We start from the raw sequence: 20251 nt of genomic DNA on the forward strand, positions 1-20251 counted from the left end.
TCATTGGCCAAGTTCTTTCCATTTTAATCATTTTTCCGATTATTGAAAGTGTTTCCACCGGGCCAGCCGGGTTGCGGTAAAATCATTGGCGAGGATTTCGATTCAGCGGAAACCCCAACTCGGGAGCCCAGCCTTATGCGACTTGCCAGATTCACTTGCACCCTTTTAGCAGGACTGTTGGTACTCGCGCTTCCTCTCTCCACCGAAGCGCAGTTGAAAAACATCTATTCCCAGCGCGACCGGTTTCACCCGGAAGTGGGCCACCGCGGCATGGTGGTCAGCCAGGAAAAAACCGCGAGTGCCATCGGAGTGGAAATTCTGAAGAAAGGCGGCAACGCAGTGGACGCGGCCATCGCCATTGGGTTCGCGCTCGCGGTCACCCTTCCGCGCGCCGGGAACATCGGCGGCGGCGGTTTCATGATGGTGCACCTTGCCAAAACCGGGGAGACGGTGATCATCGATTACCGGGAAAAAGCTCCGGCCCAGGCCCACTCCGACATGTACCTGAACCCGGACGGAACGGTGAACCGCCGCCTGCTGGAAGCACACCACCTTTCCGCCGGTATTCCCGGCACGGTGGCAGGCCTCTGGATGGCGCATCAAAAATACGGTTCACTTCCGTGGAAGGACCTCGTCGCACCCGCCATCAGGCTCGCCGACCGCGGCATCTTCATCAACTACGACCACGTCTTCACCATCACCAAGGGAAAGAAACGGCTGAAAGCGTTCGAGGCCACGCGCAAGATGTTTTTCAAACCCGACGGTTCGATGTACAGGCTCGGAGAGAAGATCGTGTTTGCAGACCTCGCGCATTCCCTGAAGCTCATCGCGGAGCAGGGGCCTTCCGCCTTTTATGAAGGGGAGATCGCAAAGAAAATCGTTGCGGACATGCAGGCGAACGGCGGCATCATCACCCTGGAAGATTTAAAAAATTACAGCCCCGTCATGCGTGAACCCGTTCGCGGAACCTACCGCGGGTTCGAAATCGCCAGCATGCCCCCGCCCAGTGCGGGGGGCATCCAGATCATCCAGATCCTCAATATCCTCGAACACTACCCCCTGCAGGAATACGGTTCCAACACCGCGCAGACCCTGCACCTGATCGCCGAGGCCATGCGCCGCTCGTTCGCCGACCGAAGCCAGTACATGGGTGATGCCGATTACTGGCCGGTCCCGGTGAAAACACTCATTTCCAAGGAATACGCCGCCAAACTGAGCCGGGACATCGACACCGAACACGCCACGCCGTCCGGGAAAGTGAAGCCGGGCGAATTCATGAACAAGGAAAGCGACGAGACCACGCACTTCTCCGTGATGGACGAAGCGGGCAACGTGGTGGCCAACACGTACACGCTGAACTTCAGCTTCGGCTCCGGCATCGTGGTGCCGGGCACCGGCATCCTGCTCAACAATGAAATGGACGACTTCTCCGCCAAGGTCGGGGCAAAGAACGCTTACGGCCTCCTGGGCGGGGATGCCAATTCCGTCCAGCCCGGCAAGAAACCGCTCAGTTCCATGTGTCCGACCATCGTGTTCAAAAACGGCAAACCGCTCATGGCGACAGGCAGTCCCGGCGGGCCGCGCCTGACCACGGCAACACTCCAGGTGCTGATCAACGTGATGGACTTCGGCATGAACATTGCGGCGGCCACCAACACGCCGCGCATCCATCACCAATGGGTGCCTGACAGGCTTCGCGTGGAAAAGGGAATGAGCCAGGACACCATCGACATCCTGAAAAGCATGGGCCACGACGTACGTGTGACCAACACCATCGGCTCCACACAGACGGTCATGCACAAGGGAAAATTGTTCTTTGGAGCGGCCGACCCGCGCCGGCCCGGTGCGGGGGCGGTGGGATACTGAATGTTGACCTGAAACAAAGAGGGGACCGGGGCTAATTTCAAATCCAGTCGTCGAGGTCGAACTGCACCTGGCATTCCGGACTGCGCATGTCCATGTAAAGATCGGCCTGGTCGAACTGCGTGGTGAATTGTTTCAGGTGATCGCAGGTCAACCCGGCTTCTTCTATTTTTTCCTGGTTCTTCTTCATTTCCTCCAGGCTTCCAAACTCCAGCACCACGGTGAAGCCGGTGGCGGCTTTGAAGCGCAGGATGTGCCGCTGATTGGCGGACTCCGGTGCAGGGCTTTCCTGATTTTCGCTCATAACAATCGATTCCTTATATAACGTCCCGCCTTCAGCCCTGGAATGGGTCAAAAAGTTTGCGGGTTGGGAGAAAACAACAATTCGTTCTACAATACGCCTGACAGAAACAAGTCTAGTACAGGTGCCCGAACCACCACAATGTTTATAATCCGTCGATCTAAAGAGAGATGGGAATTTTTCGGGCGAAATCGCATACCAGGAGGAGGGCAACATGTCCGCATTGCAAGAACTGGCTCCGGGCCTGTACCGCTGGTCCGAGTTTTCAGATGAAAAACAACTCAATTTCAACGGCTACTACCTGGCCTGTGGCGGCGAGGCCGTGCTGATCGATCCGCCGGAACTGGATACCGACGGCCTGCACACGCTGAAGGACACCGTCGCCCGCGCCGGAAACAATCCGTTGAAAGCCATCCTTCTCACCAATGTGCACCACGACCGTGCCAGCCAGCGGCTGAAGGGCGTCTTTCAAGTGCCCATCCACATCCATGAACAGGACAAGCCCCTGTTGGAATTTTCACCCGACGCCACCTTCAGGAATGGCGACACCCTGCCCTGCGGCCTGCAGGTGATTCACCTGCAGAACCAGAAATCCCCGGGCGAGTGCGCCCTCCTGCAAAAGGAAAAGAAATGGTTGTTTGTCGGCGACGCGCTGATCGGCAAGGTACCGGGTGAGGTCAATCAACTGCCGCCGGACAAATTCGACGACATCACGAAAGCCAAGGAAGGTTTGAAGGTGCTGTTGAATTACGATTTCGAGGATCTTCTGCTCGGTGACGGCGAACCCATCCGCGGCAACGCACGCCAGACGCTGGACGTGTTCTTCACGGATTGAGGACGTTTCTTACACCGGACCGAACAACTCGATTTCACGGAGGGCATATTCGATGGACGCGACCATGCCCATCGGCTTGATATCGGGGAATACCGTCTCTGCGCGGAGATCGGTAACCACCGTCGGGCTTTTGATGCTTTCGATCAATTTGCGCCCGACACGGGCGTACACCGGGGTCACCAGCGCCAGCCACAGGCTGGAAAGGAACGGTGTCAGCACCGGTACCGGAATCAGCATGCGCCACAGTTTCCGCTGGCGCGAATACTCGGCGATCAGCTCCTTGTAAGACACCTGATCGGCACCCCCGATCTGGAAAATCTCGTTTTCTTGTGTGGGCAGGTCCACCGCCTGCACCAGATACAGGACCAGGTCGCAGATGCATATGGGCTGGGCTTTCACCCGGACCCAGCGCGGCATGATCATGATGGGCAGACGTTCCGACAAGGCCCGGATCATTTCAAACGATAAACTGCCCCGGCCCAGCACGATGGACGCCTGAAACTCGATGACCTGAACTCCGGACGCGCGAAGCGTATCCCCTACGGCTTTGCGGGAACGCAGATGCGGGGACAGGCTGTTGCCTTCGCCGCGAGCCAGGCCGCCCAGGTAAATGATGCGCTTCACCCCTGCTTTTTTGGCAGCGGCTCCAAAGTTCTCCGCAGCACGCCGCTCCTTTTCCTCAAAGTCTGTTTTTTCGTCCAGACTGTGCGCCAGATAGAAGGCGATTTCGATACCTTCCAACGCTTTCGGCAGGGTGGCGGGTTGGAGGAGGTCGCCCCGGACCAGTTCCACGTCGTGGAAGGAGGATTTCTTTTTCTCGACCCGGGACCGGGTGAGGCAGCGAATGGAATGGTTTTTCTCGCACAGGCGCGGGACCAGTCGACTGCCTACGTAACCCGTACCCCCGACCACCAGTATGCTTTCTCGACTGCCCCCCATGTTTTCCCCCCGGACCCAATAATGTTTAAAGTTTAAACCAATTGATTGATTTTGAGGAAGGAATTAGCAATCATCACTCCACATTTTCGGGCACTCAACTCCCACCTAAATTAAGGTGAGAAGTTACCCGGATGATCCCACAAATCCATCCTCCATCAACCTTCCCTCTTTGCAAATCTGATTTTCGTACCGATGGTTTTAAAGCGTCCCTATCTTCATCGACGTGGGTTCCAATGGAAGGCTGGTTTGAATCCATTCAGGCGGAGTTCTCCGGGTCCATTTAAAAAGATTGCGTTTTTCCGCACAGTAAAAGTTTCGGTACGCCTTAACAGCATTCTTATGTTTATAACTGTCCGGCATGGCCTGGGCAAACGGGGTGAGACCGACATCGGCAATCGGGGGCAGGGGCAACGATGCAATGAGGTCCCACGAACGATGATTGGTCTTCTTGTCGAAACGGAAACGGTACTCCCGGTTCAGGGCTTCCGCCAGCTGACGCAGCCAGCGCCAGTTCGCAAGCGATGCACGGGTCCAGAGCGTGCAGGGATGGTTGAGATGGACGACCCGGTAACCGAGGAACACCCCATTCACCCGGAGAGCGGTGCTCAGCATCTGGGCGGACTCGAGGATCATCTTCCCTACGTGCCGATCGCAGTGATACCGGGCGCATCGGTCGAAATCCCGGTCCAGGATGAAAATGTTCATGATCCTCCCGCCCTTGCGCAATATTAGTAACGCGATTCGAACCGATTCACCCAGTCCTGGACGCTTTGCTTTGCAAGCAAAAGTTCATCCTCGCTCAAATTGAACAGAAGGCCCAGGACATCCACACCGACCGGCTGAATGCCGTTGCGGGCGGCGAGCGCCAGCCAGACATACGCTTGCACCGGATCGGCGGCATCGTGGGTGACGTCCGCATACCAGGTTCCCAGGCGGTACTGGGCATCGGGGTAATCCTGCTCAGCGGCTTTCCGGTACCAGGCGGCGGCGATTTCCAGGTCGCGGTCCACTCCCAGTCCCTTACGATACAGCTCTGCCAGAAAATACTGCGCACCGACGTCTCCCTGCAGAGCGCTGGCAAGAAACCACTTCGCCGCTTTCTTTGTATCAAGGGGCACGCCCTGTCCATTGAGATAAAGAATCCCAAGCTGATACTGGGCGTCGGCGTTTCCGGACCACGCCAGGGGCATCCAATGCTGAAAAGCTGAATTGAAATCGTGACGCAGGTAAGCCTTGTATCCCAAAAGATACCCGTCAACGGGTGAAAAAGCCCATGCCCCGGTGACGCTGTTTCCTCCGAGCCACAACCACATCAACATTCCAATCATTGCGTTTCTTTTCTTATCCATACCCACCTCCTGCATTTTTTTCGAGGTTGGCTTGTTCCGATTCATTTCAGAACCCAGTTGTTGTCGAGCATGCACCGATGAAACTCTTCGCCTTTCCAGATAAGCCGCTGGCCCGCACCGGAGCTACCCTCAATCGGTTTTGGTTTTTGATACGCCATCTGATAACAAAGCTCGAAATGCCGGTCAAACACCTGCTCTCCCTGCCCGGCCTGGTCCCGATAGGCCTGATAATCCTTTGCGGGACCGCAAGACGCCAGGATCAGCGCACATCCAAGTAACAAAATCATTGGCACAAGTGAATTGTTCATGACCCGCACCCTCCAGCTTGCTTTTGATTTCATTCTCCGTAGGGCACCCGGGGACTCCATCCCCGAAACCCTTCCCATGGTTCGACCTCGTCCGTATTCACGGGTTTTTCTTTTTCTTTCAAATCCGGTTCTTTTTTGGACTGGCTGGTTTCGGAATGCACTCCCTCCACCTGCGGCGTGGACAAGGTGCCCTCTTGTCTAACCTGGCCGGAATCCGGTCCCTGTCCATAAGGAACCCGCGGGCTGAATCCGCGAAACCCTTCCCACGATTCAACGTCATCTTCCACTTCCACCTCTTTAGCCTGTGCCACCTGGACGGTGTCAGCGGGAAAAGCCCTGCTTGGGCCCATAACCCATGCCATCAACCCGACCATAAAAATCACAACCCATAATATTTTTTCACTCGGTTCCATGGTGCCCCCATTCAAATAGGATGGATTCATTCCGGCACCTCATTTTTTTTCACCGAAAGTGAACGAATGTAATGGATGATTTGCCAGATTCTTTCATCCGACAGGTGCGAATAAGCAGGCATCGACGTGCCTTTCGACCCGTTCCTGATGATCCAGAACAACTGCCCGTCGGAAATGGTATCCATTGTCATTTTGCAGGTGAAGTTCCGTGGTTTCGGATCCATGTTCGGGGCCATGGCGCCCATTCCATTCCCCTTCATTCCGTGACACTGCTTGCAGGCAAGGGGTTTCGCCTTGATCAACGCCAGTACCTTGCCGCGTTTCAGGTGGCGCGGTTCTTTACGAAGGGGGTTCTTTCTTTTCAAAAACTCTCCCGGCGCAGAGAGGGTCTTTCTGACCTGCGGGCAGATTCCCGTCTCAGGTACATTCTCCGCCTGCACGTCTCCCCGACCCAGAACCAGCAGGGAACCGATGACCAGTACCGTGAGCATCCCATTTCTATTCATGGCAACGCCCCCTTCACAATCTGTTCGCAATCATTTTATGGAGACTCAGGTATTCCTGGTTATCCGGCTCCAGTTTCAAGGCTTTTTGAATCGCTTCATGCGCCCGTTGGAATTTTTCCGCTCCCAGATGGATCAGAGCATCCATGTAATGCATACGCGATTCCATTGCGGGCTCTTCCTCAAAGTCACGGGCGCAACGAAAACCCAGGCCCACGCCGTAGGAATTGTTCATCGGGTCGTTCCAGAAACGATGTGTGGTGGTGATGCTTTGCGCCGGAGCAAACCAGGAGCCGCCGCGGATGACTTTCTTTTTACCGGTGCCCCCGGCCTGACCAGGAGGCAAATTGCCTGCAGTGCCCTGGATCGGATCAAAGTCGGGACCTTTCGGGTTTCTCACTTTTTGGGAAGTCTTGTAGTAGTTGGGGTCGTACCAGTCCTGCACCCATTCGAAAACGTTTCCCGCCATGTTGTACGCGCCGTAATAACTTTTACCCTCCGGATGCGAGTCCACCGGCTGGGTGATGTACGTTTCACCCCTTTTGCCTCGGGCGAAATTGGCCTTGCTGTAATCGAGTGCGTTGCCCCAGGGATAGAGGAAACCCGCCGGACCGCGGGCGGCCTTTTCCCACTCCGCCTCGGTCGGCAAACGTTTGTTGGCCCAGTGGCAATACGCGTTGGCGTCGAACCAGTTCACGCCCGTCACCGGGTAATTCGGTTTGTTCAGTTCATGGTGATCCCAGTAAGCCGGAGCCGGGTAATCCGTGGCCATGATGAATTCGGTGTACTGTGCGTTGGACACCTCGAAGATATCGATGTAATAGGAATCGAGGTAAATCATGCGCGCCGGCCCTTCATCCCCAAACGCTTCTTTCGACATGGGTGTGGCGGCGGTCGAACCCGAACCTTCTTTCAGGAGACGGGCCTTGTCGGCATCCATGCCGCGGACAAAACCGCTTGCATTTACCAGCACCATGTTTTCGGGTGGGGAGGATTCGGCAAAAGCCGCGCCTGGCGCGTACAGCATGGAAACGACCGCGCAGAGCTTCAGAAGAAACCTGGAACCGGATTTGACGGATGATGAAACCATTCAGCGCCTTCCTTTCTCGAAACGAATTCTTAAAGGAATAACTCCCCTCGCGGATTTGCCGGGGTGGCTCGAATCTCGCGAGGTCGGAAGAGCCGAAGGATAAGGGGAGCGGCGCTAAGAAGAGGACGAGCCCGGTTAAGGGCGCCCAACAAAGGTTGGGTTATTTATTAAGGAAAGAATACGCCATATTTCTATTGTTTGTCAAATGTTTTTAAATGATTTTAAACAAAGATTAAAAACCATAATTATATCAATTAAATCAATTAGTTATATTAAGAGTAGACCCAATTTCCAGAGATGAGGGCTGGCAAAGTTTTTGCGTAGAAAATCACGGCGACCCGGTCCACTGCTGCCTGTACCGGAACCTGGCAGGGTGAATCTGGACACCGCAGGGAGGACCGGAACGAATTTTCGGAGCATGGGCTCCGGACCGCGACGCGTTCACACTCAAGCGGTTCGACATCCATCACTTTAGGATGGGACTCAAGTTTTATTTCGAGGGCCGGCTGGATTGAAACTCCCTTTGATCATTCCGCTTGCCATCCGTCGCTCACCCACAGCGCCGTCAGCGTGCGGTTTCCGCTGTCCTCTTCCACCTGCCCCTTCACGATGAACGGTCCCTTGTCGCGGAGCAGGTGACCGTACGTCCTGTAAACTTTCGGGAACAGGGTCACTTCAAAAATCCCCGTCGGGTCTTCCAGGCTGACGAACTTCATGAGTTCGCCTTTCGTCGTGCGCGTCGATTTGTACGTCACGAGCAACCCGATCATGGTCACGAATTTGCGGCGCGTGGTGGCGAGGTCTTTCGCCCGGATGAATCCTCTGGGCCAGGTCTTCTCGGTGACGCCGAACAGGGACATCGGGTGCGCCTTCACCATCAGTTCCAGCGTTTCCAGCTCCGCCAGGCCGCACGCCTGCGCGTCGTATTCCCGCAATGCCGGCACCGCCCAGCGCCTCCCGCCACGGACCAGCGGCAACGGCTTCTGTGATCCGTTTTTCTTCCTGGGCAGGTTGCGGCACCACTTCATCATCTCGCACAGCATGACCGGACGCGACGGCCCCAGTCCGTCCAGCGCGCCGCAGTAGATCAACGCGTCGAACTCCGGCTCCTCCAACGAGACCCGCTCCATGAAATCGTGCAGCGTGTCGAACCGCCGCTCCTCCCGCGCGTGCAGGATGGACTCGATGCCGTCGCGGCTCAGTCCCTTCACCTGCATCAACCCCACGCGCACCGCATCGACACGCTCGGCGGTAAAATGATACCGGCTGTGATTGACGTGCGGGGGAAGGATGTCGAGTCCCAGCCGCCGGGCTTCTTCCGTGTAGGCGCAGGCATCGTAGAAACCGCCTTCGTTCGAAAGCACCGCCGCCATGAACGCCGCCGGGTAGTGCGCCTTCAGGTACGCAGCACGGTACGACTCCAACGCGAACGACGCGCTGTGCGCCTTGCAGAACGAGTAGCCCGCGAAGCTTTCGATCTGCCGCCAGATCTCGAGTGCCGTGTCGTCCGCCACCCCGTTCCGCTTCGCGCCGGAGAGAAACCGTTCGCAATAGGTCTCCATGCGTTCCCAGTCGCGTTTCTTGCTCATGCACTTGCGCAGTCCCTCCGCCTCGCCCAGCCCCATGCCGGCGATGGCGTGCGCCACTTTGATGACATCCTCCTGGTAAATCATGATGCCGCAGGTCTCGGCGAGCACCGCCTCCAGCTTCGGGTGCAGGTACGTCACCGGCTCCCTGCCGTTGTGACGGCGGATGTACGCCTGCATCATGCCGCTGCTCGCCACGCCGGGACGGATGATGGAGCTGGCGGCGGTGAGTTCCTCGAACGAATCCACCCTGAGCTTCTGCAACAGGTTGCGCATGCTGGGCGACTCGATGTAGAAACAGCCGATGGTGTCGCCCCGCATGATGAGCCTGCGCGTTTTGTCGTCGGCCACCGGATCGACGCGGTCGAAGTCCGGCGCCGCACCATACCGCTCCCGCACCCAGCGCACGGTATCGATCTCCACCGCCAGCCCCTTCTGCGCGAGCAGGTCGATCTTGAGCAGGCCGAGGTCCTCCACCGGGTACATGTCGAGTTGCGTCACCACGAATCCCTTCGGCGTGTTCTGCAGCGGAACGAGATCGGTGATGCGTCCGGGGCTGACCACGATGCCGCCGCAGTGGATGGACAGGTGACGCGGCACGCCTTCCACCTTCGCCGCCTGCTCGATGACGCTCCTGTACGGCTCCTCATCCAGAGGCAGGTCGCGGCATTCCGGCACCGCGTCGCGCACGGCGTCGAGACGGTCCACGTGCGCCGAGTGCGGCAGGTTGCGGGTGAGTTTGTCGATGTCCACGGCGGCCAGGCCCAGCGCCTTGCCCACCTCGCGCAGCGTCGAGCGCCCGCGCATGTGGATGTGCGACGAGATGAGCGCGACGTGCTCCGATCCATAACGGTCGAACACGTACTGGATCATTTCATCGCGGCGGTTCCACGGGAAATCGATGTCGATGTCCGGGAAGTCCGAGCGCTCGAGATTGAGGAAACGTTCGAAGTACAGGTTGTGGCGGATGGGATCGACTTCCGTGATGCCCAGCACGCGGCACACCAGGCTGTTCGCCGCCGAGCCGCGCCCCACGGTGAGGATGCCCCGGCGGTGCGCCTCCTCGACGATGTCCCACACCAGCAGGAAGTACGAAGCGAAGTCCATGCGTTCGATGATGCCGAGCTCGTATTCGAGGCGGTCGCGGACGGCGCGGGTGAGAGGGCGGTACCGGCGCCGCGCCTTCTGCCACGCCAGCTCGCGCAGGCGGCGGGCGTGGGTGATGCCTTCCGGCAGGGGGAACGGTGGATGCTGAAGCTGGCCGACGGGCAGGGTCACGTCGCACTGCTCCGCCACGCGCAGTGTGTTGTCGAGCGCCTGCGGGCAGTAGCGGAACAGGCGCTTCATCGCCTGCGGACTTTTGAACCACGCTTCGGGACTGGCGGTGCTTTCCGGCGGCAGCGCATCGAGCAGGCGGTTTTCGCGGATCGCCGTCACCAGCCGGTGCGTGTGCCCGTCCTCCGGTTTTAGAAAGAAGATGCGATTGGAAGCGACCAGCGGGATGCCGTGCCGGCGCGAAAACTCCCAGACGTCGATGTCATGACGCGTGCCCGTGCGCCAGCGGATCCACTCGATACCGAGGTTGCCGCTCCCGCGCGCGCGGGCGACCGCATCGATCACGCCGAGGTCGGGACTCAGGATGACGACCGCATCGCCGCAGTGCTGCAACCGCTCCGCCAGGGAGAAGTTCTTGTCGAGCTGGCGGTCGGTGACGACGCGGCAGACCTCGCCGTAACCCGCGAGGGTTTTCGCCAGCAGGACCGCGTGGGAACCGGTTGCGGGATCGGTCACCTCCGCGCCGAAAATGGGTCGAATGCCCGCCGCCTGCGCCGCTTTCTGAAACGCGACCGCGCCGTAAGTCCCGTTGGTGTCGGTGAGCGCCAGCGCCGGACACCCCATGCGCGCGGCGGTGCGGGCGAGGTCCTCGATCCACGCCGTGCCCTGCATGAAGGAATAGACACTGTGACAATTGAGCGGCACCCACATAGGCGAAAACAAAGCGAAAGTTAACGGCAAAAAAATTTAAACGACTGATTTCGGTACCCTTACTCTACCCCCTCCTCCCACAACTTGTCAATCGGGCAGGCGCATCCTGGAATTTTTCGTATAGCAATGTAAAAGGCGGGTACGACGGGCGGAAATGGAATCTGCCCCGGAAAAGTCCCGGAGAGGTTTTTCCGTATTCAGTTCGGACATGGTATAAAGATGCCTGCCTGACCTGATTCAATTGACCCCTGATTTCCATGTCCACCGCCCGGAAAGCGCCCATGACCCGTTTGCTTCATTTCACCCTGCTCGCATTGACGCTCCCCCTGCTCGTCAGTTGTTCCCACACGCCGCCCGTCAACCACACGCCTTTCACGCCGGACATCACCGCGAAAAGAAAACTGGTGGTGTTTCTGGACGGCACCCATAACGACGAAAGCAGTCACACGAGCATCGCCAAGCTTCACAACCTCGTCACCCTGCAGAACCGGACCGACCTTCACACCACTTACATCGTCGGCGTGGGAACGGGGGCAAAAGTCATCGGTATGGGAATGGGCTGGGGAATCGGGAGGGACGTGCGGGAGGCCTACCTGTTTCTGGCCCGCAACTACCGGCCCGGGCGGGGAGACGAAGTCTATCTTTTCGGATTCAGCCGCGGCGCTTACGCGGCGCGCATTCTGGCCGGGCTCCTTTATACCGTGGGCATCCCGGATTTGAATGCGGTTCCGGAGGCGGACCAGATGGATTTCATAGAGGACATCTACTCCGCTTTCAAGGGCGACATGACCGTCACAGAACGGCGTCAGGAAGTGAAGGAAGAAACCGGTATCACCCCGCAATCGGTGAACGTCCGCTTCATGGGCCTGTGGGATACGGTGGAAGCGCTCGGACTTCCCGACTATGAAGAAGACTTCACCTTTCCCAATCCCCGTTACGTCGATCAGCTGTGCAACGTGGACAAAGCCGCGCACGCGATGTCGATCGATGACGACCGCGCCCGCATTTTCACTCCCATTCTGTTGACGCATGGCCGGCTGGTAGAAAACTGCAAAGAGAAAGACATCAATGATGTGGTCGAGGAAGTGTGGTTCGCCGGCGCGCATTCGGATATCGGCGGCGGTTACAACGACACCGACATCAACGGCGTCTCCTTCAACTGGATGCTGAACCAGATCGAACCCTACCAACTCGTTCCGGAAAACACCCGGGTGTACGCCGATCCCTACGGGCGCACGCACGATCCCGAAAGCGGCTGGTTCCGTTTCATCTACCGCAACCGCAACCGGAATTTAGAAACCTATGTCACGCCGACCTACAACAGGGGCAGGCTGAAAATACATCGATCCGTGTTCGACCGTTTGGAAAAAGCCTGCCGCCAGTCTTTCGAGTTCGACTGGCAAAAATCCGGGTTTGCGAAGTGTTTTGATTTCTCCAGTAATGACGGGGCCATCCATTACCTCGAAGAAAAACAGTGCTTTCAAGTTCTCGATTACAACCAACCGCCTACGCCCGGTACGGGTTTCTGCCCGCCTCATGACTTGGTGGAAAAATAACATTTTCCCAATCTCTGGCTTTCGCTAGACGCTTCAGGTGAGATCCGGTAAACCCGACTTTTCACCCACAACGCCTTGAAGAAGTCTGGAAAAGAAACACCAGGGCGGGTCGCCGCATGGTCCACGATCGGATTCAACCTGGGGTTGGAAAGATAACTTGCTGAAGGTTTTGCGGGGCTGAAAACTCAAATTGGTGCCGGGGGCGGGATTCGAACCCGCAACCCCTTTCAGGGCATGGATTTTAAGTCCACTGTGTAAACCGTTCCACCACCCCGGCATGTTTTGTCTTTGTGGGAGTCTCAACCGCCCATTCGAACGAACCCCCGGGGGAACACAACAGGGAAACGGCTCATGGGCGAAACTTCAATGGTGTGCCAGGCATCGGGGCCAAACCCCGGCGGCGTCCAAATGTAGCAGTTTTTGGCCAAAAATCAAACAATCGTCGGCCCCGCCGAATCGCCCGCCGCCGCCCCGCATCTAAAGAAGTACAGGACCGGTCGGCCCTGCCCTCCTTTTCACCCGGGTTCCCCCGATTTTTAAAGGGTTTCGAACTACAGGTATGATAAGGTTGACGGGTATCCGGAGCCGCCCGGTGCGTTCCTTTTAACGTAACTTCAATTCACTTTACATATAGATCGACCCGACATGGCCCACACCAAAAAATTCAACGTCATCGCCACCGAACCGACGCCGAATTCCTCGGCGTTCAAATTCGTGGTGGACAGCGTCATCATCAAGGACGGCTCCCGCGCTTACAACAACGCGGAAGAAGCGGAGTCCGACCCCTTCGCCAAGGAAATCTTCGATTTCGGCGTGGTGGATTTTCTATACATTAAAGACCGTTTCGTCTCCATCACCCTCCTCAGCCCGGACGAGTGGGAGGACATGTTCGATCCCTTCATCCAGACCATCGAAGAGCACCTGGTGCCTTACGAGGACGGGGGAACGGGCGAACCGGAGAAATCCATTCTCGACGACGTGGACCTGGAGAAGTTCATGGACTACGACGACGAAACGAAGCGCGAGATCATCGACGCGTTCATGGACGAGGGCGTGCGCCCGGCGCTGGCGCAGGACGGCGGCGGCATCCTGGTGAAAGACGTCGACGGCGACGTGGTCTTCATCCAGTACCAGGGGGCGTGCGGCAGCTGTTCCAAGTCGCAGTCGAGCACGCTGTCGGCGATGCAGAACATCCTGCAGCGGAGCGTCCATCCGGACCTGCGCGTGGTCGTCCGCGGCTTCGACGACCTCTGACCCGGCCGGGCCCGGGCAACAGCACGAAATTCCTGTGGCGAACGATGCCCCCAGCCTGTCCGGGCAAAGCCGGTCTCCACGGACGAACGGCCTTTGACCTGCGCCCACCAATCCTCATTCGCAACAAACGTATCAGCCCGTTGGCTTCACGCTTTGTGTCATGAAAGATCCCAAACGCGTACTCGGAAAAATCCTCGGCAAGGACACCGACCTCGCTCCCTTCGAGGCGTCGGGAGAACCGATTGAACTCCTCATCGAAACCCTGCGGGAGGTGCAGAAGATGCGCCGCCTGCGCGGCTGGCTGATAGACCATGCCGGGATCGATGTGGCGCTGTCTCCCGGCACGTTCGAAAAACTGCTCGACCTGCCGGAGATCAATTTCTACGAGACCACCGACCGCAACCTCGACGTCGAGCGGCATTCGTTGAAAGAAAGCCGGACGCCCGGCGACCCGGTCACCGTCGCCAACCTCAACACCTTCCTGCGCGAGTTGTTTCGCGACCTGTCCGGCATCAACCAGTTGAAAACGACCGAACACGCCACGCTGTTGCTGGGTTCCGCCATCTCCGGCGATCTCGTGGACCGCGTCAACGATTACATCCTGCGCCTGCGCCGACTGCACTGGCGGGGAGTGGGGTTCCTGTTCACCGGCTTCCCGGCGCGCGGCATCGAAAAGCAGTTCGAAGCGCTGTTCCCCGAGGCACGCAAAGCGCATCCGTTACGACGGAACTTGAAAGACGTTCAATGGGAACTGGGGTTTTACCGGCGTTGCCTGGAGGTGAACATCCGCTGGGCGGTGACGGGACTGGACCTGTTTGCGGTGATCCGCCATGACGAACTGCACCAGCTGGTGGAAAACGTGGGCGAACTGGGAAGCGGGTTGTGGAACGTGGTGTACAACGGCCTTCAGTTGAAGACGACCCTGCCGCTGGCGGGCATCCGGCTGGAAGACGGGAGGACGCTGTTCGATCCGAAAAGCGTGCCGTTGCATGCGGCGTGAAGCCCAAAGGCCGGTTACGCCAAAAGCGGGTCTTTAATATTCCCTCCCCTCACCAGGGGGCACGCACAGAGTGTCGGGCCGGGTGGGGTCGTTCGAAAATTCTATCTTAGAGATGGCCGCTGGTTTTGACCTGGAAGCCTTCCTCTTTGTCGAGGAGCAACTGCTTGATGGTGGTCTTCGGCTGAATCTCACGCAGGGCGTTCTTGCCCTCTTCCTTGATCTTGTTGAGGCGCATGTCCAGCCGCAGTAAATTGGTGAACAGCGGCAGGAACTTTGCCAGGTACTTCGCACCCTCGTCGGTGATGTCATTATCGGAAAGCGTGAGGCTTTTCAGGCTCAGCAGGTTGTCGGAGGTGGCCAGGTACTTGATTCCCTCGTTGCCGATCTTGTTGTAAAACAGGTTGAGGGACGTCAGGTTCTTCAGATATGGCGACCGCGCGATGGACTTCATGCCCTTGGGGCCGATCAGGTTCGTGCCCATCTCCAGCGTGGTCAGGTTTTCCAGGAAATCCATGTTGGCCAGGTCCTTGGCGCCGAACTCCTTCAGATAGACCGCTGTGATGTCCAGTGTCTTGCCGTCCTTGCTGAGATCCGCCTTGACGATCTCCACCGATTCCTCGAAGCCCCGGTTCTGACCCCGGGCTTCCTTGTTCAACGACATGTCCATGGGAAATTGACCTCCTAAGATTCCATCTATGATTTCGAGGCGCGGCGGCCCACGGCCGTGCACCTGTTGAGTCCACAATTTGAAGCAGATAAGGCCACAGATCGCTCAAACCGGAATGCGTCCGGGGTGGCCCCGAACGCCCTCAAAAATTCAATGAAAAGAGGCTGTTTTATTGGTGTTCCGGGCCATTCTCTGCTATATTGTGCCCAATATTCTAACCTGAATGCATCGATTTTAGGAGTCTTTTTGTAATGGCTAATTTAAGTCAGTCTGAACTTGAGTTCAGCCTCGGCAATAACGTCATCGTGACCCAGATGACCCAGGCCGTGAACTGGGCACGCAAATACTCTTTCTTCATATACCCTTTCATTACAGCGTGTTGTGGCATGGAGTTCATGTCCGTGGCCGGTCCGCGTTACGATCTGGACCGCTTCGGTGCCGCCTTCCCGCGTTTCTCGCCGCGCCAGGCAGACCTGTTGATGGTGGTCGGCACCATCAGCCACAAGCAGGCGCCGATCCTCGTTAAGGTTTACAACCAGATGGCGGAACCGAAATGGGTCGTCGCCTACGGCGTGTGCACGGTGTCCGGCGGGTTCTACGACAACTACGCCACGGTGATGGGCATCGACACCCTCATCCCGGTGGACGTGTACATCCCCGGATGTCCGCCGCGGCCGGAGATGGTGATCGACGCGCTGATCAAACTGCAGGACAAGGTTCAGCAGGAGACCCTGGCCGACCACGTGAAAGGTCCGGCTCTGGTCACGCCGAGCGAACGCATCTGATTTTCATGGTCCCGGTTCCGACCGGCGCCAGATGTATTTCAAACCTCCGGTGTTCAATCACCGGGGGTTTTTAATTTGGCGGATGCTCTTAACCCATTGGTTCCCCGCCTGCCGCTCCACCTCCGTCATCCCCGGCTGGGCAAGCAATTCCTCAATCCCTTTCAATTTCGCATTCACGAAATCTGAAAAATCCTTTTGCGCCCGTTCCGGCACGGTCAAATCGACATTGCCGTCTCCGTCCACAAACCGTTGTTTGAGGTAATGGAAATAAAGCACCGACCGGTCGCGCGCCTCCTTGACGTTCATGCCGTGTTTGAGGTGCATCTGGGATTCTTTCTTGCGGTCGATGATGTAGCCCAGGCGGGTGTTGTCGTCTTTTTCGAATTGCAGTTCGAACAGGTCCATTGCCTGCCGCAATCTCTCGCCTTCCACCGCCGCAGGCGGCAAGTCCAGTGTGCGGGCCGCGGCGATGTCGAGCATCAGGGAACGGATGCCGGTGCGCTCGCTCCAGTACGCCGCCTCCAGCGGATGGGCCCGGTAAAGACGGCTCGCTTCCTTCAACACCGGCGTCATCCCTTTCATCCCGGCGCGCAGACGGTCGAGGGCATCGTTATCGAACTCGCCAAGAAACCACTGCACCTCGCGCGGCACGCGCAGTTCGTCCTTGGTACCGCGCTGGAAATAGGCATTCAGAATGTCGTCCAGTTCCGGAACAAAGAACGCGCGCATGACTTCCTCGAAATACGGGTAGTTGAGGAGCAGGAATCGCGGATCGGTGCGTGCATTCAGTCCATACGCTTCCAGTTCATTGACATGACCGAGAAACGGTTGCGACAGGTGCAGGGCTTCGTGAACGTGTGTGGCGCGTCCGTAGGCTTTTTCATCGATCAGGATCGAAGCGGGAAAAATGCGGATGGTATCGAACGTGGCGTGGGCCAGTTGACCTTCCTTGAGGAGAGGGTCTTCGTAGGCTTGGATGATGTACTGTTTTACCGGGATCTCGCGAACTTCCGGCATCATTTCCTTCAGTCGTGCCAGCGCCCACTGCATGCGGGAGTGCGCCTTTTCCACCAGCTCGGCAGGCTGGTGGCAACGCCCGCATTCGTAATTTTCAAACCCGGGGATGAGGAAGGTGGTGGGCGCGCCGGATTCGCCCAGCGGCAGTTGCATCTGGAACGGTTTCAACTGATCGACGCGGCCAACGGGATCGGGCTTGGGCTGGTGTGAATCGATGAGAAAACTCAATTCACCCACACCGACCGGGGGTTGCGCGATGGAGAACACGGCACATCCCCAAAACAACCCGCCTGCGATCCACGCCGCCATTGTGCGCGGCACGGAGCGCAATCAACCCCCCTGCTGGGTGGCGTTTTCCTTGAGGACGTTCAACCTCTGCCACACGCTGACCACCTTGCGCCCGTTGCGGTCTTCCTTCTTGCCGTCCCACACCGCAAAGGCGACGAGGATCGGCTCTTCTTTATTGAGGTTGGCATCCCACTTACCGGCGGTGTCCATGTCGCGCAGGAACACCACGTTCCATTCGCCGTCCTCCCAGACACCGTATCCCAGGACGTTTTGCTGATCTTTGGGTTGCGGTGTGAGTGTGCCGAAGCCTTCGCCGTTCAATTCCTCCACCGTGTTCTGCTGGGTGGTTCCCAGTTTGACGACGGGGTTGGTCATGGTGCCACCGAAGATGAGCGCATCCATGTCCACGCCACCTGTGGAGTACTCGGAATCTTCCGTCGCTTCCAGCGTCTCTTCGAGCCCGGCTTTCCAGTGCCAGATGTTGACCGGCTTGCCGCGGTTGCCCATGCCAAAGAACGGTTCGTTGTGGCCGTGCGTGTGAAGGGTCACATCCCCCAGCGCCAACTGCACCGCACCGCCGTCGCGGAACACATCGCCCCGGTTCTCGACGAAGCCGTCCTTGGTGGTGTCCTTCCACCGGAGACGGATGGCCAATTGCTTGCCGTTGTTCACCGACTGGAAGCGGATCACCTCCACCGCATCACGCCGCGCCGACAGGGGCCGAAGCACGATGTTCGTGGTTTTCGCCTGCTCCCAGACCGGGCTTTCCGGATCGGTGTCCAGCTCGTAAGGCACATAGAACGAATACACATCGGTCTCGAACTCGCCCTTCTCAAACTCTTTGGTGAATTTCGAACGGATGAAATGCACCAGCGCCCAGCGGTCTTTCTCCGGCAGGTGCGCGTAGGAGTTCATCGGCGTGCCGTCCAGGCCGGTGGACAGCGTTCGGAACAGGTCCTCCGGTTGGCGGCCCGACTTCAGGTAATTGGGATTGGAAATGTCGTGCACGAACACGGCGTGCTTCCACGCGTCTTTCAGCGAACCCGCCAGTTTGCCGTCACCCTTGAGGGACATGCCGTGGCAGTCGTCGCATTTATGCTCGTCGAACAATTCCTTGCCGCGTGCAATCATCCCGGCCGTCGGTTCCGGCGGTTTGGGGATCTCGATCTGCGGTCCGGGGGGTTCCTTGCGGAAGCGGTCGGAAAAGCTCTTGATCATGTTGACCAGTGCCCAGGTGTCCTGCGGAGACAGAGCCGCTTCCCATGCGGGCATGGAGGTGTTGGGCACACCCTTGATGATGGTGCGGTACAGGTCTTCATCGCGCGGCAGGGTGCCGGTGGGCGTCGAGCGGAATTTGAAGATGCCTTTGCGGAAATCGCGCGGCCAGGGATAAAGGTAATCCACCGCCTCGCCGCCGCCGTTACCGTCCTTGCCGTGACAGAACACGCACATGTGCAGGTAGATGTTGCGACCGCGGGCCAGCAGAGCCTGACTTTTCGTCTGCGGCTGCTGGATGTTGGACAGATCGTGCTCACCACGGGTGAGGAACGGGTCCTTTTGTTCGCCACCGTGCATGTCGTGACCCATGTCATGACCGCCGTGGCCCATATCGTGTCCCATATCATGGCCGCCATGGTCCATACCCATGTCGTGGCCGCCGTGATCCATCTTCATGTCGTCCTTGGGGGCCGGTTCCATGTATTCCGATCCGGGCGTGGGGGTGTCCTTGCCTTCACCTTCAAACTGGATCATGCCCTCCGGTTTGTCCGGCAGGTTTTCCAGATCGTGTTCGTGTTTCTGTTCGCCGTGTGAGAACACGCCCGCAGGGGTGACGAATACGAGAAATGCGGCGAGGACGCCCAATGCCGCAAGCGTGTTCCACAACCCCGTTCCACCCTTGAAAAAAATTTTCATTGCCTGAGGCCCCCTAAATGATTGGGTTGGTCTCCCCCCGTTCCATTGCCGGTCATGGTTTGTGCTCGCGGACCATTCGCACCCCCTGGTCCAGGTCGCCCAGGTCCTTGAGGTTGAAATAGTCCTCGTTCTGTCCCAGTCCGAAATACCAGGCATGATCCAGATTGCGTTCGTCCCGGCTCCACAAATAATAACTGCCCCCGCCTTCAAACGCCTCCGGAAGGCCGATGGGTTCTCCGTCCTTGCTGCTCAAAGGCCGCCGTGCATCCCACAATGCGTTGAGTTCATCCATTGTGGGAAGACGCCAGTCGCTGTACCCGGCGAACTTGCCGGCGTTTTTCTTATTGACGTATTCCAGGGCATCGTACCAGTTCATGCCCTCTTGCAGTTCGTGGTAGGAATCCTTCGCCTGCCACATCAGACCCGTCTGCGTATCCAGCACCGTTCCGTTTCCGTTTTTCTGGAAGCGCGGGGCATCCGCTGCCGTAGCAACAGACCCCATCAAACCTGTCCACAGTGTCAGCAGGAGCGTGAGCAAGAAACCTGAACGCATGAAACCACCTTGAGTGAGTGTGAAATTCATTTGAACGGCAACGT

At 57.9% G+C, this 20251-nt stretch carries 19 protein-coding genes and 1 tRNA gene; 6 read left to right on the top strand and 14 right to left on the bottom strand.

What is annotated here, in order from left to right:
- Positions 1–135: 135 nt before the first annotated feature.
- A complete protein-coding gene (ggt, locus tag ACTRXA_RS06745) occupies positions 136–1866 on the top strand; it encodes a gamma-glutamyltransferase (protein ID WP_442426445.1) in 1731 nt (576 codons plus the stop codon).
- A 37-nt stretch (positions 1867–1903) separates the two neighbouring features.
- Here the strand turns inward: ggt and ACTRXA_RS06750 are convergent, their stop codons facing one another.
- Positions 1904–2167 carry a hypothetical protein gene (locus ACTRXA_RS06750; protein ID WP_442426446.1) on the bottom strand — a complete coding sequence of 88 codons (264 nt, stop codon included), beginning with the start codon at positions 2165–2167 and terminating at the stop codon, positions 1904–1906.
- Positions 2168–2378: 211 nt separating this feature from the next.
- Here ACTRXA_RS06750 and ACTRXA_RS06755 point away from each other — a divergent pair, with 211 nt between their 5' ends.
- On the top strand, positions 2379–2999 hold the full coding sequence (locus ACTRXA_RS06755; RefSeq protein ID WP_442426447.1) for an MBL fold metallo-hydrolase: 621 nt from the start codon (positions 2379–2381) through the stop codon (positions 2997–2999).
- 9 nt (positions 3000–3008) lie between these two features.
- Here ACTRXA_RS06755 and ACTRXA_RS06760 read toward each other — a convergent pair whose 3' ends face one another.
- The 8 genes from ACTRXA_RS06760 to ACTRXA_RS06795 all read right to left on the bottom strand — a co-directional run bounded on the left by ACTRXA_RS06760 (position 3009) and on the right by ACTRXA_RS06795 (position 11173).
- Positions 3009–3938, bottom strand: a complete 930-nt coding sequence (locus ACTRXA_RS06760; protein WP_442426448.1) for an NmrA family NAD(P)-binding protein — start codon at positions 3936–3938, stop codon at positions 3009–3011.
- Between the two features lie 198 nt (positions 3939–4136).
- On the bottom strand, positions 4137–4643 hold the full coding sequence (locus ACTRXA_RS06765; protein WP_442426449.1) for a pyrimidine dimer DNA glycosylase/endonuclease V: 507 nt from the start codon (positions 4641–4643) through the stop codon (positions 4137–4139).
- Positions 4644–4666: 23 nt separating this feature from the next.
- Entirely contained in the window at positions 4667–5287 is a 621-nt protein-coding gene (locus tag ACTRXA_RS06770; RefSeq protein WP_442426450.1) for a tetratricopeptide repeat protein, read from the bottom strand.
- A gap of 41 nt (positions 5288–5328) precedes the next feature.
- Positions 5329–5595 carry a hypothetical protein gene (locus ACTRXA_RS06775; protein ID WP_442426451.1) on the bottom strand — a complete coding sequence of 89 codons (267 nt, stop codon included), beginning with the start codon at positions 5593–5595 and terminating at the stop codon, positions 5329–5331.
- 29 nt (positions 5596–5624) lie between these two features.
- On the bottom strand, positions 5625–6038 hold the full coding sequence (locus ACTRXA_RS06780) for a hypothetical protein (RefSeq protein WP_442426452.1): 414 nt from the start codon (positions 6036–6038) through the stop codon (positions 5625–5627).
- Positions 6035–6514 (bottom strand): c-type cytochrome, encoded by a 480-nt coding sequence (locus tag ACTRXA_RS06785; protein ID WP_442426453.1) that lies wholly within the window; start codon positions 6512–6514, stop codon positions 6035–6037. The genes ACTRXA_RS06780 and ACTRXA_RS06785 overlap by 4 nt, the downstream gene beginning before the upstream one ends.
- Before the next feature lie 13 nt (positions 6515–6527).
- Positions 6528–7601, bottom strand: coding sequence for a formylglycine-generating enzyme family protein (locus tag ACTRXA_RS06790; RefSeq protein ID WP_442426454.1), 1074 nt, complete (start codon positions 7599–7601; stop codon positions 6528–6530).
- Between the two features lie 527 nt (positions 7602–8128).
- Positions 8129–11173: a DNA polymerase III subunit alpha gene (locus ACTRXA_RS06795; RefSeq protein ID WP_442426455.1), complete on the bottom strand. Its 3045-nt coding sequence runs from the start codon at positions 11171–11173 to the stop codon at positions 8129–8131.
- 281 nt (positions 11174–11454) lie between these two features.
- Between ACTRXA_RS06795 and ACTRXA_RS06800 the strand changes: the two genes are divergently transcribed.
- Entirely contained in the window at positions 11455–12729 is a 1275-nt protein-coding gene (locus ACTRXA_RS06800) for a T6SS phospholipase effector Tle1-like catalytic domain-containing protein (protein WP_442426456.1), read from the top strand.
- Positions 12730–12920: 191 nt separating this feature from the next.
- Here the strand turns inward: ACTRXA_RS06800 and ACTRXA_RS06805 are convergent.
- Positions 12921–13006 (bottom strand) — tRNA-Leu (locus tag ACTRXA_RS06805).
- A gap of 368 nt (positions 13007–13374) precedes the next feature.
- On the opposite strand from ACTRXA_RS06805, the gene ACTRXA_RS06810 reads away from it, so the two are divergent.
- Positions 13375–13983: a NifU family protein gene (locus ACTRXA_RS06810; protein ID WP_442426457.1), complete on the top strand. Its 609-nt coding sequence runs from the start codon at positions 13375–13377 to the stop codon at positions 13981–13983.
- Between the two features lie 160 nt (positions 13984–14143).
- Entirely contained in the window at positions 14144–14983 is an 840-nt protein-coding gene (locus ACTRXA_RS06815) for a hypothetical protein (RefSeq protein WP_442426458.1), read from the top strand.
- A gap of 106 nt (positions 14984–15089) precedes the next feature.
- Here the strand turns inward: ACTRXA_RS06815 and ACTRXA_RS06820 are convergent, their stop codons facing one another.
- Positions 15090–15650 (bottom strand): hypothetical protein, encoded by a 561-nt coding sequence (locus ACTRXA_RS06820; RefSeq protein ID WP_442426459.1) that lies wholly within the window; start codon positions 15648–15650, stop codon positions 15090–15092.
- Positions 15651–15901: 251 nt separating this feature from the next.
- Here ACTRXA_RS06820 and nuoB point away from each other — a divergent pair, with 251 nt between their 5' ends.
- Entirely contained in the window at positions 15902–16435 is a 534-nt protein-coding gene (nuoB, locus tag ACTRXA_RS06825; protein ID WP_442426460.1) for an NADH-quinone oxidoreductase subunit NuoB, read from the top strand.
- Between the two features lie 57 nt (positions 16436–16492).
- Here nuoB and ACTRXA_RS06830 read toward each other — a convergent pair whose 3' ends face one another.
- From ACTRXA_RS06830 to ACTRXA_RS06840, 3 genes are read right to left on the bottom strand one after another with little or no spacing between them, the layout of a single operon-like run.
- Positions 16493–17782, bottom strand: coding sequence for a hypothetical protein (locus ACTRXA_RS06830; protein ID WP_442426461.1), 1290 nt, complete (start codon positions 17780–17782; stop codon positions 16493–16495).
- The gene (locus ACTRXA_RS06835; protein ID WP_442426462.1) at positions 17783–19654 is read right to left on the bottom strand and encodes an ethylbenzene dehydrogenase-related protein; all 1872 of its coding nucleotides are present in this window, start codon (positions 19652–19654) and stop codon (positions 17783–17785) included.
- A gap of 52 nt (positions 19655–19706) precedes the next feature.
- Entirely contained in the window at positions 19707–20207 is a 501-nt protein-coding gene (locus ACTRXA_RS06840) for a DUF1566 domain-containing protein (protein WP_442426463.1), read from the bottom strand.
- Positions 20208–20251 lie beyond the last annotated feature (44 nt).

It is taken from the genome of Nitrospina sp. P1_D6 (assembly GCF_052156615.1).
Classification (GTDB): Bacteria; Nitrospinota; Nitrospinia; order Nitrospinales; family Nitrospinaceae; genus Nitrospina.

Excerpts from the sequence above, each read along its gene's own strand:
- ggt (WP_442426445.1), top strand. The coding sequence starts at position 136 with ATGCGACTTGCCAGATTCACTTGCACCCTTTTAGCAGGACTGTTGGTA.
- ACTRXA_RS06750 (WP_442426446.1), bottom strand. The coding sequence starts at position 2,167 with ATGAGCGAAAATCAGGAAAGCCCTGCACCGGAGTCCGCCAATCAGCGG.
- ACTRXA_RS06755 (WP_442426447.1), top strand. The coding sequence starts at position 2,379 with ATGTCCGCATTGCAAGAACTGGCTCCGGGCCTGTACCGCTGGTCCGAG.
- ACTRXA_RS06760 (WP_442426448.1), bottom strand. The coding sequence starts at position 3,938 with ATGGGGGGCAGTCGAGAAAGCATACTGGTGGTCGGGGGTACGGGTTAC.
- ACTRXA_RS06765 (WP_442426449.1), bottom strand. The coding sequence starts at position 4,643 with ATGAACATTTTCATCCTGGACCGGGATTTCGACCGATGCGCCCGGTAT.
- ACTRXA_RS06770 (WP_442426450.1), bottom strand. The coding sequence starts at position 5,287 with ATGGATAAGAAAAGAAACGCAATGATTGGAATGTTGATGTGGTTGTGG.
- ACTRXA_RS06775 (WP_442426451.1), bottom strand. The coding sequence starts at position 5,595 with ATGAACAATTCACTTGTGCCAATGATTTTGTTACTTGGATGTGCGCTG.
- ACTRXA_RS06780 (WP_442426452.1), bottom strand. The coding sequence starts at position 6,038 with ATGAATCCATCCTATTTGAATGGGGGCACCATGGAACCGAGTGAAAAA.
- ACTRXA_RS06785 (WP_442426453.1), bottom strand. The coding sequence starts at position 6,514 with ATGAATAGAAATGGGATGCTCACGGTACTGGTCATCGGTTCCCTGCTG.
- ACTRXA_RS06790 (WP_442426454.1), bottom strand. The coding sequence starts at position 7,601 with ATGGTTTCATCATCCGTCAAATCCGGTTCCAGGTTTCTTCTGAAGCTC.
- ACTRXA_RS06795 (WP_442426455.1), bottom strand. The coding sequence starts at position 11,173 with ATGTGGGTGCCGCTCAATTGTCACAGTGTCTATTCCTTCATGCAGGGC.
- ACTRXA_RS06800 (WP_442426456.1), top strand. The coding sequence starts at position 11,455 with ATGACCCGTTTGCTTCATTTCACCCTGCTCGCATTGACGCTCCCCCTG.
- ACTRXA_RS06810 (WP_442426457.1), top strand. The coding sequence starts at position 13,375 with ATGGCCCACACCAAAAAATTCAACGTCATCGCCACCGAACCGACGCCG.
- ACTRXA_RS06815 (WP_442426458.1), top strand. The coding sequence starts at position 14,144 with ATGAAAGATCCCAAACGCGTACTCGGAAAAATCCTCGGCAAGGACACC.
- ACTRXA_RS06820 (WP_442426459.1), bottom strand. The coding sequence starts at position 15,650 with ATGGACATGTCGTTGAACAAGGAAGCCCGGGGTCAGAACCGGGGCTTC.
- nuoB (WP_442426460.1), top strand. The coding sequence starts at position 15,902 with ATGGCTAATTTAAGTCAGTCTGAACTTGAGTTCAGCCTCGGCAATAAC.
- ACTRXA_RS06835 (WP_442426462.1), bottom strand. The coding sequence starts at position 19,654 with ATGAAAATTTTTTTCAAGGGTGGAACGGGGTTGTGGAACACGCTTGCG.
- ACTRXA_RS06840 (WP_442426463.1), bottom strand. The coding sequence starts at position 20,207 with ATGCGTTCAGGTTTCTTGCTCACGCTCCTGCTGACACTGTGGACAGGT.